We start from the raw sequence: 11809 nt of genomic DNA, 5'->3' as shown, positions 1-11809 counted from the left end.
TCCTGTCAAAGCGATGAATGGTAATGCTGTTGGGCAGATATCCACATCAGCCACAACATTTTTTGTATTTTTTATCGGAGCCACAAGGACAGCGATCGTTTCGCCCCAACGGAGGCGTTGTTCCGTCTACATAGTACCAGCGTTGATCCTCACGAAGAAAGCGTGAACATTCATAGATGGCCGATACACGTCCTTTTTCGAGGTATCGCGCAAAAAACGTCACAAATGCTTCATTCTGATGGCTTCCGTTATTACAACGGGTTACATTCAGGCCCAGCCATTCGGTGCTGGAAAAACTTTCAGATAATAACGTCTCCAGTTCGGCCACTCGTTGGCTGGGGTGCCAGGTTGCGACCAGCCACGCCGCGTTTTTCTCTACGTAAGCTGTGTAGCGTGAACGCATCAACTGTTCGGCGCTTACGGGATTGGCCTGCCCGGTCAGAAAGGGTTGGCAACATAGGCTATACTGCTTTCCGCTACAGCAGGGGCACGTTTCGGACACGTCATCTCCACAAAGTGATTAAAGTTAAAGATTGTGCGCTATGGTAGCTGACTGTCCGATGCGAAGCTACGTACCAGGTTAATCCCGAGGTGAGATGAGAAAGGTAAGGATCGGGTTGGCCCTGGGTTCAGGTGCCGCCAAAGGCTGGTCGCATATTGGTGTCATCAATGCATTAGAAAAAGCCGGGGTCGAGATTGATGTGGTAGCAGGCTGTTCGGTTGGTGCGCTGGTAGGGTCGGCGTATGTCAATGGTCGTCTCGGCATGATGGAGCGCTGGGTCAGCGCATTTCGCTACTGGGACGTCATTCGTCTGATGGACCTTTCCTGGCAACGCGGTGGGCTGCTGCGTGGCGACCGGGTATTCAGTCATGTTCGGCAGCTGATACCCAATGAGTTTATTGAGCAATGCGATAAGCCTTTTGGGGTGGTGGCGACCAATCTTAGTACCGGTCGTGAATTGTGGTTGACCGAAGGTGATCTCCATCAGGCGGTACGTGCGTCGTGCAGTATGCCAGGCTTATTACCACCCGTTGGCTACAATGGGTACTGGCTGGTTGATGGTGCGGTGGTCAACCCGGTGCCGATTTCTCTGACGCGCGCGCTGGGTGCTGACATCGTGATTGCTGTCGATCTTCAGCATGATGCGCATCTGATGCAGCAGGATTTATTATCAGTGACGCCGCAAAGCGGGGAAGAACAGGCAGCAGCAGAGGCATTAAGCTGGGGCAAAAAACTACGCCAGCGACTACTGGGATTAGCCCAGCGTCGTGCAAATCAAACGCCTGGTGCCATGGAGATTATGTCGACCTCCATCCAGGTGCTGGAAAATCGCCTGAAACGTAATCGTATGGCAGGCGATCCGCCGGATGTGCTGATTCAACCCTTCTGTCCGCAAATTTCTACGCTGGACTTTCACCGGGCTGAAGAGGCCATTGCGGCAGGCAAGGCCGCCGTCGAGAAGAAAATGGATGAACTATTGCCGCTGGTCCGTAGCAGATAGTCAGGTTGTTCATTCACAGGTGTTGTGACTTCGGTTAATTCTGAAAGGCACAACTGCGTTTTATGAACCACTATTGAAATGTCTGGTACGCAGGGGGAGAGAATGGAAAAACCGCTAATCGGCAAAAAGATACTCATTGTCGAAGATGAGGTCGTTTTCCGTTCATTGCTTGATAACTTCTTAATCAGTCTCGGCGCACAAACCATGCAGGCCGGAGACGGTCTCGATGGACTGACGTTGCTCACCGCGCAGACGGTTGATTTGGTCATTTGTGACCTGGAGATGCCGCGAATGGGCGGTATTCAGTTCGTCGAACGTATTCGCAGTCGGGGCAATAGCGTGCCAATCCTGATCATTTCTGCCACGCAGAATATGGCGGATATTGCCCATGTCTTACGCCTTGGTGTCCAGGATGTGCTGCTTAAACCGCTGAGAAATCTCGATCGCTTTCGTGAAGCGGTGTATGAATGCCTTTATCCCTCAATGTTTACCTCTAAAGTGGAAGAGGACGAGCAACTTTTCCAGGACTGGGATGCGCTGGTGAGCGATCCGCTGGCCGCAGCGAAATTATTGAAACAACTGCAGCCGCCGGTGCAGCAAACCATTGCTAATTGCCGCATCAATTATCGGCAGCTAACCATGGCGGAACAGCCAGGCCTGGTGCTGGATATTGCCGCCTTGTCGGATAAAGATCTGGCGTTTTATTGTCTGGACGTTACCCGTGCCGGTGATAATGGTGTGCTGGCTGCCTTATTGCTGCGTGCGTTGTTCAATGGCTTGTTGCAGGAGCAACTTTCTGGTCAGAAACAGCGGTTGCCGGAGTTAAACGGTCTGTTGCGTCAGGTAAATATGTTGTTGCGTCAGGCGAATCTGCATGGTCAATTCCCTCTCCTGGTGGGTTATTACCACCGGCAACTGAAAAACCTTATTCTGGTGTCAGCCGGTCTGAATGCCACGTTGCACATTAACACCCATCAAATTCAACTCAGTAATGGCGTTCCGCTTGGCACTATGGGTAGTACGCATCTTAATCAAATAAGCCAACGCGCCGAGTCCTGGCAGTGCCACGTATGGGGGGCGGGTGGCAGACTCCGCCTGATGTTATCGGCTGAAGAATAAGCGATTACATTTATATTTTTCGCGGGTTGAAGACAGGACCAGGGCTTAGCTTTACACTTGGGTAATAGTCTTAAATTCCGCGGATTAACTTCATCCAGGATAAATCCGTCAAAGAGTAACTGATATACTCATTTCGTTTTTAAACCGACATATCAAGTATTAACTTGAGCGGCCTATAAGAGAGGTATCTTGATGTCTGCCTTTAAGTCAAAAGTAAAAAAAGCGGTAATCCCTGTAGCTGGTCTGGGTACGCGTATGCTGCCAGCCACCAAAGCTATTCCGAAAGAAATGTTGCCGCTGGTTGATAAGCCGTTGATCCAGTATGTCGTGAACGAGTGTATCGCTGCCGGCATTAATGAAATCGTGCTGGTCACCCATTCCTCTAAAAACGCCATCGAGAACCATTTTGATACCAGTTTTGAACTGGAGTCGATGCTGGAAAAACGTGTTAAGCGTCAGTTGCTGGATGAAATCCAGTCTATTTGCCCGCCGCATGTCACCATCATGCAGGTTCGTCAGGGTATCGCCAAAGGTCTGGGCCACGCGGTAATGTGCGCGCACCCGCTGGTGGGTGATGAGCCGGTTGCGGTCATTCTGCCGGACGTCATCATTGATGAGTACGAATCTGACCCGACGAAAGATAACCTGGCAGAAATGCTGGCACGTTACGAAGAAAGTGGCCGCAGCCAGATCATGGTTGAGCCGGTTGCTGACGTAACCGCGTATGGTGTGGTTGACTGCAAAGGTGCAGACCTGGCTCCAGGCGAAAGCGCCCCGATGGTCGGTGTGGTTGAGAAACCGAAAGCTGCTGAAGCGCCATCAAACCTGGCGGTAGTGGGTCGTTATGTGCTGTCTGCTGACATCTGGCCACTGCTGGCAAAAACCCCTCCGGGTGCGGGTGGTGAAGTTCAGCTGACGGATTCCATCGCTATGTTGATGGAAAAAGAAACCGTTGAAGCTTATCACCTGAAAGGTGTTAGCCACGATTGCGGTAACAAGCTGGGTTATATGCAGGCTTTTGTTGAGTACGGTGTTCGCCATCCGGTTCTGGGTAAAGATTTCACCCAATGGCTTGAAGGCGCTGTAGGAAACAAAAAATAATCCATTAAAAACAGGATAATTCAATGAAAGTCACTGTATTTGGTATCGGCTATGTCGGTCTGGTTCAGGCTGCGGTGTTGGCCGAAGTCGGACATGACGTTCTCTGTATTGATGTCGACGCGAAAAAAGTCGAAAACCTGAAAAAAGGCGTCATCCCGATTTTTGAACCCGGTTTAACCCCATTGGTGATGTCGAACTATGAGGCGGGTCGCCTGAAGTTCAGCACCAATGCGGAAGAGGGTGTTAACCATGGTGTGATGCAGTTCATCGCGGTGGGAACGCCGCCAGATGAAGATGGTTCAGCCGACCTGAAATATGTGACTGCGGTTGCGCGCACTATTGCGCAGCATATGAATGGCCACAAAGTGGTTATCGATAAGTCGACAGTACCGGTAGGTACGGCCGATAAAGTACGCTCGGTGATGACGGAAACCCTGCAAAAGCGTGATGCAAACATCGCCTTTGATGTGGTTTCAAACCCGGAATTCCTCAAGGAAGGTGCAGCGGTTAATGACTGCATGCGTCCTGAGCGTATCGTGATTGGCACCGATAACGACGACGTGGTTGAACTGTTACGCGAGCTGTATGAGCCGTTTAACCGTAATCATGATCGTATGATTTTGATGGATATCCGCAGTGCAGAGCTGACGAAGTACGCAGCAAACTGCATGCTGGCCACCAAAATCAGCTTTATGAACGAGATGTCCAACCTGGCTGAACGTCTGGGCGCGGATATTGAGAAGGTACGTCAGGGTATCGGTTCCGATTCCCGTATTGGCTACCACTTCATCTATCCGGGCTGTGGCTACGGTGGTTCTTGTTTCCCGAAAGATGTGCAGGCGCTGATTCGCACTGCGGAGTCTATCGGTTATAAACCACGTCTGTTGCAGGCGGTTGAAGATGTGAATGATTCCCAGAAAACTAAACTTCCCACCTTTATCAAACGTCACTTCGGCGATGATCTGCGTGGTAAAACCTTTGCTCTGTGGGGTCTGGCATTCAAACCGAATACCGATGATATGCGTGAAGCCTCCAGTCGCGTGCTGATTGAAACGCTGTGGGAAGCGGGTGCAACCGTTCAGGCATTCGATCCGGAAGCGATGGATGAAGCACAGCGCATCTATGGTCATCGTAGCGATCTGAAGCTCATGGGAACCAAAGAAGCGGCGTTGCAGGGTGCTGATGGCCTGGTGATCTGCACCGAATGGCAGAATTTCCGTGCGCCTGATTTTGATGTCATTAAAACGGCATTAAAACAACCCGTGATTTTTGATGGTCGTAACCTGTATGATCCGGAACGTATCAGCAAACGCGGTTTCGTTTATTATGCAATCGGCCGCGGGGCATCAATTCAAAATGCATAATAGATGAGGGATGTATGAAGTTTTTGGTTACCGGTGTGGCAGGTTTTATTGGATTTCATGTTAGTCAACGTCTGTTGGCTGCCGGTCATCAGGTTGTTGGTATCGACAATCTGAATGATTATTATGATGTCAGCCTGAAACAGGCCCGTCTTGACCAGATAGCTCATCATCCTGCATTTAGCTTTAGCAAAATGGACCTGGCAGATCGCCAGGCCATTTCCTCCTTATTTGAACAACAGGGTTTCGATCGGGTTATTCATTTAGCCGCACAGGCTGGAGTGCGCTATTCCATTGAAAATCCACATGTCTACGCCGATGCAAATTTGATTGGGCACCTGAATATTCTTGAAGGCTGTCGACACCATAAAATTGGACACTTGCTTTACGCTTCTTCCAGTTCTGTTTATGGTCTGAACCGCAAAATGCCTTTTTCAACTGATGATTCAGTTGACCATCCTGTTTCACTCTATGCCGCAACGAAAAAAGCCAATGAGCTGATGTCGCACACCTATTCACATCTCTATCAATTGCCCACCACCGGTTTACGCTTTTTCACGGTGTATGGCCCGTGGGGACGTCCGGATATGGCCTTGTTTAAATTCACTCGCGCAATGCTGGCGGGGGAGCGCATTGATGTTTACAACAATGGCCAGATGAAGCGTGACTTCACCTACATTGATGATATTGCCGAAGCCATTGTGCGTTTACAGAATGTGATTCCGCAACCGGATGAGAATTGGACCGTAGAAACCGGCACACCGGCAACCAGCTCGGCACCTTATCGCGTGTATAACATCGGTAATAGTCAGCCAGTGAGTCTGATGGACTATATCAAGGCGCTGGAGAATGCACTGGGTATTGAAGCAAATAAAAACCTGATGCCAATGCAACCGGGGGATGTGTTGGAGACCAGTGCGGATACTCAACCGTTATATGATGCGATTAATTTCCGCCCGCAAACCAGCGTGGGTGATGGCGTGCAGCAATTTGTTGACTGGTATCGCGAATTCTACCCGCAATAAGCATGCATGAAAAAAGGAAGCCGCTGGCTTCCTTTTCTTTACCTGGTGAATTCACCAAATTCAAATTGGTGTGTAGTAACAAACGTTGCAAAGCACCGGGGGATTACAGCAGGAAATCGTCCAGCTGTTTGCCTTGTTCTTCAAGAGCTTTTTTAATCACGGCAGGTGTACGACCCTGACCAGTCCAGGTGCGGGTTTCACCATTTTCGTCAACGTATTGGTATTTTGCCGGGCGCGCAGCACGCTTAGTTTTACCCGCTGCTTTGGTTTCTGATAAAGCCTGCAGTAACTCATTCGGATCGATACCGTCAGCAATCAGCATCTCACGATATTGTTCAAGTTTACGCGTGCGTTCGGCATTTTCTGCTTGCGCATGGGACTCTTCTTCACGACGCTCATTCACCACAACTTCGAGCTTTTCCAGCATCTCTTCAAGAGTTTCCAGCGTGCATTCACGAGCCTGCGCGCGCAATGTACGGATATTATTAAGAATTTTAAGTGCTTCGCTCATTGTCCTAATCTCAAAATATATTTAATGGGAGTTGTTCTGCCAGCTCATAATAGAGGTGGAAAAAAATAACTGCAATAGCCAGATAAAAAAGTAAAACGTAAATTAAAAGTCAGCATCCATCTTTATCGATGGATGATGTCTATTTAACTTGTCACATCACATTCTTTAACCCTTAAAGTTTGTGCCTCGTGGGCAGCGTGAAGCCGCGCGCTTGATCGGTGCAGGAATAAAAATGAATAAAAAGTCGGCATCGATGCCTTTTAACATTGAGTGCTATTTAGCTGCTCGGGTGGCATTTTGTTAAGCGAACTAATGCTGGTAATTTGAGCAAATGATAAAAATAATCCTTCGCTACAGTCATGCGCCTTTATGGTAGACTTGCGCGCATCTGAATTTGGCCCTGACGAGATTTACCAATGGCTCAACTCTATTTTTATTACTCAGCGATGAATGCGGGCAAATCAACGGCGCTGTTGCAGTCGTCCTATAATTATCAGGAACGTGGGATGCGCACTCTGGTGTATACCGCTGAAATTGACGATCGTTTTGGTGCAGGAAAGGTGAGTTCACGTATCGGTCTCTCATCGCCGGCATCTTTATATAATGCGCAAACTCAACTTGATGTGGAAATAGCAGCGGAGCACGCCCGTCAGCCGCTGCATTGTGTATTGGTTGACGAAAGTCAGTTTTTGACACGCGAGCAGGTCAGGGCGTTGTCCGATGTGGTCGACAATATGGATATTCCGGTGCTGTGTTATGGATTACGCACCGATTTTCGCGGTGAGTTATTTGTCGGCAGCCAATACCTGCTGGCATGGGCTGATAAGTTGGTGGAGTTGAAAACCATCTGCCATTGCGGACGCAAAGCCAGCATGGTGTTACGCCTTGATGCTAACGGTAAGCCTTTTAGTGAAGGCGAACAGGTGGTGATTGGCGGGAATGAACGATATATATCGGTCTGCCGGAAACATTATAAGCAGGCGATCGATGAAGGGTCATTAAACGCCATTTACGGCACCCATCAGCCCGAACTCTAAATTTTTACGCAGATAAAAAAACCCGCCGCAGCGGGTTTTTTTATGACTTAAACTCAGGCTTTTTTTGTCTTTTTCTCTACTTTGACGGCTTTCACCGGTTGTAGGTCAACGGCTTCAGCCACTTCTGCTGTCGCTTCGACAAATTCCCGGCCATAGAAAGTATCCAGCATGATTTGTTTCAGTTCAGCAATCAGCGGATAACGTGGGTTAGCACCGGTACATTGGTCATCGAACGCATCGTCAGCCAGTTTATCCACTTTCGCGAGGAAATCGGCTTCCTGTACTCCGGCTTCACGAATGGAGGTCGGAATCCCCAACTGGGTTTTCATCTCTTCCAGCCACGCCAGCAGTTTTTCAATTTTCTGCGCGGTACGGTCGCCTTCGGCGCTCAGACCAAGGTGGTCGGCGATTTCAGCGTAACGACGACGTGCCTGCGGACGGTCGTACTGGCTAAAGGCAGTCTGTTTGGTTGGGTTGTCATTGGCGTTGTAGCGAATGACGTTACAAATCAGCAGGGCGTTAGCCAGACCATGCGGAATATGGAACTCGGAACCCAGTTTGTGCGCCATTGAGTGACATACACCAAGGAAGGCGTTAGCAAACGCAATACCGGCGATGGTGGCTGCGTTATGGACACGCTCACGCGCTACCGGATTTTTCGCGCCTTCTTTATAACTGGCTGGCAGGTTCTCTTTCAGCAGTTTCAGTGCCTGGAGCGCCTGGCCGTCAGAGTATTCATTGGCGAGCACAGAAACGTAGGCTTCCAGCGAGTGGGTCACTGCGTCCAGACCGCCAAAGGCGCAGAGTGAACGTGGCATATCCATCACCAGGTTGGCATCGACAATCGCCATATCCGGTGTCAGCGCATAGTCAGCCAGCGGGTATTTCTGACCGGTGGCGTCATCGGTGACCACAGCGAATGGTGTGACTTCAGAACCTGTACCAGACGTCGTGGTGATGGCAATCATGCGCGCCTTCACACCCATTTTCGGGAATTTGTAGATACGTTTACGGATATCCATAAAGCGCAGTGCCAGTTCTTCGAAATGCGTTTCCGGATGTTCGTACATTACCCACATAATTTTTGCTGCATCCATCGGTGAACCACCACCGAGGGCGATAATCACGTCAGGTTTGAAGCTGTTCATCTGTTCTGCGCCTTTGCGCACGATGCTCAGCGTCGGGTCGGCCTCAACTTCGAAGAACACTTCAGTCTCGATACCGTGTGCTTTCAGTACGCGGGTAACCTGGTCAGCATAGCCGTTATTGAACAGGAAGCGGTCAGTTACGATGAAGGCACGTTTGGCCCCATCCGTTGCCACTTCTTCGAGTGCAATTGGCAGAGAACCACGACGGAAGTAGATGGACTTCGGAAGTTTATGCCACAACATATTTTCAGCTCGCTTGGCCACGGTTTTCTTGTTGATGAGATGTTTTGGTCCCACGTTTTCAGAAATGGAGTTGCCGCCCCATGAACCACAACCGAGCGTCAGTGACGGCGCCAGTTTGAAGTTGTACAGGTCACCGATACCCCCCTGTGAGGCCGGGGTGTTGATCAGAATACGCGCCGTTTTCATCTTGTCACCGAAGAAGTGCACGCGTTCAGTCTGGTTATCCTGATCGGTGTAGAGGCAGGAGGTATGGCCGATACCGCCCATAGCGACCAGTTTCTCTGCCTTGCTCACTGCATCTTCAAAATCTTTGGCGCGATACATCGCCAGTGTCGGCGACAATTTTTCATGGGCGAAAGGTTCTGACTCATCAACCAGCTTCACTTCGCCAATCAGGATTTTGGTGTTAGCCGGGACGGTAATACCGGCCATTTCGGCAATTTTAGGTGCCGGTTGACCCACAATGGCGGCGTTCAGGGCGCCATTTTTCAGGATGATATCCTGCACGGCTTTCAGCTCTTTACCCTGCAACAGATAGCCACCGTGGCTGGCGAAACGTTCGCGTACGGCGTCATAGACGGAATCAACCACAATCACTGACTGTTCAGAAGCACAGATCACGCCATTATCGAAGGTTTTGGACATCAGAATGGACGCAACGGCACGTTTAATGTCGGCGGTTTCATCCACCACTACCGGGGTATTACCAGCACCTACACCAATCGCAGGTTTACCCGAGCTGTACGCAGCTTTCACCATGCCTGGACCACCGGTTGCGAGGATCAGGTTGATGTCCGGGTGATGCATCAGCTGATTCGACAGCTCAACAGACGGGGTATCAATCCAGCCGATAATGTCTTTTGGTGCGCCTGCGGCAATAGCCGCCTGCAACACGATATCTGCGGCTTTATTGGTCGCATCCTTCGCACGTGGGTGCGGTGAGAAGATAATTCCGTTACGTGTTTTCAGGCTAATCAATGCTTTGAAAATGGCGGTAGAGGTTGGGTTAGTGGTTGGAACGATACCGCAAATCAGGCCGATCGGTTCAGCGATGGTGATGGTCCCGAAGGTGTCGTCAGTGTCGAGCACGCCACAGGTTTTTTCATCTTTATAAGCGTTGTAGATATATTCGGAAGCAAAGTGGTTTTTGATGACTTTATCTTCGACGATGCCCATGCCGGATTCGGCAACGGCCATTTTAGCCAGAGGGATTCGCGCATCTGCAGCAGCGAGGGCAGCAGCACGGAAGATGGCATCAACTTGTTCCTGACTAAAGTTGGCGTATTCACGCTGTGCCTTTTTAACACGTTCTACCAGTGCATTAAGTTCGGCGACATTAGTTACGGCCATGGTGTTCTCCTGAAGGAAGTTAAACTTTTTTAGTAAACAAGCCTGGATCCAGAAGTATAGTCGTGTACTGGTCAGGGGAAGCGAGTCAACTCGCAGTTGCTTACTAAAAAGGTTTTCCGGTCTGGATACTGAAGCCTCAGGATTCTGTTTCGTTGAGCTAAGATTACCCCCGATGAGGTAGGCGAATTATGATGCAGATCAATTTTGTCCCAAGCTGACACCTTTCAGCACCCACTTTCGCAAGTAAAGTAAGCACGAGTGCCACAAAATGACGACGGCACAGTAGCAAAACGATAACCCGGAATTAACGCCAGTCAGATACACTGGTTGAAAGGCAAAAATGCAGCATAGTTTTCTGCTCAAACCACTGGTTTTTCTCCAGGGTTTTGCTCTACATTATGCGCGATTTTCACTGTGACCATTTCTGGAGCTGACTGTGACCCCCGTGCTACTTGATCTATCCGGCTATATTAAGTTTTTTGTCGGTTTGTTCGCCCTGGTGAACCCGGTTGGCATCATTCCGGTTTTTATTAGCATGACCAGCTACCAGGGGGCAGTTGAGCGTAATAAAACCAACCTCACAGCCAACCTTGCAGTGGCGATCATTCTGTGGACATCGTTATTCCTGGGTGACGCGATTTTACACCTGTTTGGCATCTCAATTGATTCATTCCGCATCGCTGGCGGCATTCTGGTGGTCACCATCGCCATGTCGATGATCAGCGGTAAACTGGGTGAGGATAAGCAAAACAAACAGGAAAAATCAGAAACCGCGATTCGTGAAAGTATCGGCGTAGTACCGCTGGCGTTGCCGCTCATGGCCGGTCCGGGTGCGATCAGTTCCACCATTGTCTGGAGCACGCGCTATCACAACTGGCAAAATCTGCTGGGTTTCTCCCTCGCGATTGCGATATTTGCCTTCTGTTGTTGGTTGCTGTTCCGCGCTGCGCCGCTGATGGTGCGTGTGCTTGGTCAGACCGGGATTAACGTCATTACGCGTATTATGGGTTTGCTGCTGATGGCGTTAGGCATTGAATTTGTTGTCACCGGACTTAAAGCCATTTTCCCTGGTTTATTAAGTTAAAAATTGCCTTAATTTTCCTCACGTCTGCAAGCGATGAACTATGGTGGTGCAATTAATGGAAATAATGCACCATTTTGGTGCTTTTATTCATCACACTTAACATCGTCTTTCAGATATCAATTTTGCTACTGGCGTCTCCTTTCGCCAGGCCATACGCGCTTTTTATTGTGATAATTATCACAGCATCATATTCTGCATAGTTGGTCTTTAAATAAATAAACTCACTTTTCTTTTATTGTATTGCGAGGGGATATTCCAGCGTAGTGCTAAGTAATGACACAAAACACATTTAAGATCTAAGTCATGTTGTCATGAACAGAATGTCAGC

The 11809-nt window shown here is 49.4% G+C and carries 10 protein-coding genes; 7 read left to right on the top strand and 3 right to left on the bottom strand.

The window, feature by feature from the left end:
• Nucleotides 1-46: 46 nt before the first annotated feature.
• Complete coding sequence (locus AC6I8W_RS11785; protein WP_497835162.1) at nucleotides 47-502, bottom strand: YchJ family protein; 456 nt, start codon at nucleotides 500-502, stop codon at nucleotides 47-49.
• A 94-nt stretch (nucleotides 503-596) separates the two neighbouring features.
• Here AC6I8W_RS11785 and rssA point away from each other — a divergent pair, with 94 nt between their 5' ends.
• From rssA to AC6I8W_RS11760, 5 genes are all read left to right on the top strand, one after another.
• Nucleotides 597-1502, top strand: a complete 906-nt coding sequence (gene rssA, locus AC6I8W_RS11780) for a patatin-like phospholipase RssA (RefSeq protein ID WP_497835161.1) — start codon at nucleotides 597-599, stop codon at nucleotides 1500-1502.
• A 102-nt stretch (nucleotides 1503-1604) separates the two neighbouring features.
• Nucleotides 1605-2621, top strand: a complete 1017-nt coding sequence (rssB, locus tag AC6I8W_RS11775; RefSeq protein WP_497835160.1) for a two-component system response regulator RssB — start codon at nucleotides 1605-1607, stop codon at nucleotides 2619-2621.
• A 192-nt stretch (nucleotides 2622-2813) separates the two neighbouring features.
• On the top strand, nucleotides 2814-3722 hold the full coding sequence (galU, locus tag AC6I8W_RS11770) for a UTP--glucose-1-phosphate uridylyltransferase GalU (RefSeq protein ID WP_013509351.1): 909 nt from the start codon (nucleotides 2814-2816) through the stop codon (nucleotides 3720-3722).
• A gap of 23 nt (nucleotides 3723-3745) precedes the next feature.
• The gene (locus AC6I8W_RS11765; RefSeq protein WP_480364017.1) at nucleotides 3746-5086 is read left to right on the top strand and encodes a UDP-glucose dehydrogenase family protein; all 1341 of its coding nucleotides are present in this window, start codon (nucleotides 3746-3748) and stop codon (nucleotides 5084-5086) included.
• A 14-nt stretch (nucleotides 5087-5100) separates the two neighbouring features.
• Entirely contained in the window at nucleotides 5101-6108 is a 1008-nt protein-coding gene (locus AC6I8W_RS11760) for an NAD-dependent epimerase (protein ID WP_497835159.1), read from the top strand.
• A gap of 103 nt (nucleotides 6109-6211) precedes the next feature.
• On the opposite strand, the gene hns is transcribed toward AC6I8W_RS11760, so the two are convergent.
• Complete coding sequence (hns, locus tag AC6I8W_RS11755) at nucleotides 6212-6619, bottom strand: histone-like nucleoid-structuring protein H-NS (RefSeq protein WP_497835158.1); 408 nt, start codon at nucleotides 6617-6619, stop codon at nucleotides 6212-6214.
• Nucleotides 6620-7035: 416 nt separating this feature from the next.
• Here hns and tdk point away from each other — a divergent pair, with 416 nt between their 5' ends.
• Nucleotides 7036-7656 carry a thymidine kinase gene (tdk, locus tag AC6I8W_RS11750; RefSeq protein WP_497835157.1) on the top strand — a complete coding sequence of 207 codons (621 nt, stop codon included), beginning with the start codon at nucleotides 7036-7038 and terminating at the stop codon, nucleotides 7654-7656.
• A 53-nt stretch (nucleotides 7657-7709) separates the two neighbouring features.
• Here tdk and adhE read toward each other — a convergent pair whose 3' ends face one another.
• Entirely contained in the window at nucleotides 7710-10397 is a 2688-nt protein-coding gene (gene adhE / locus AC6I8W_RS11745; protein WP_497835156.1) for a bifunctional acetaldehyde-CoA/alcohol dehydrogenase, read from the bottom strand.
• 436 nt (nucleotides 10398-10833) lie between these two features.
• On the opposite strand from adhE, the gene AC6I8W_RS11740 reads away from it, so the two are divergent.
• Entirely contained in the window at nucleotides 10834-11481 is a 648-nt protein-coding gene (locus AC6I8W_RS11740; RefSeq protein ID WP_480364009.1) for a YchE family NAAT transporter, read from the top strand.
• Nucleotides 11482-11809 lie beyond the last annotated feature (328 nt).

This window comes from Pantoea sp. X-Soil-TKNS-1211, from assembly GCF_059730495.1.
Note: the sequence above shows the minus strand (reverse complement) of the source record. Positions and strands in the feature narration are given on the sequence as shown.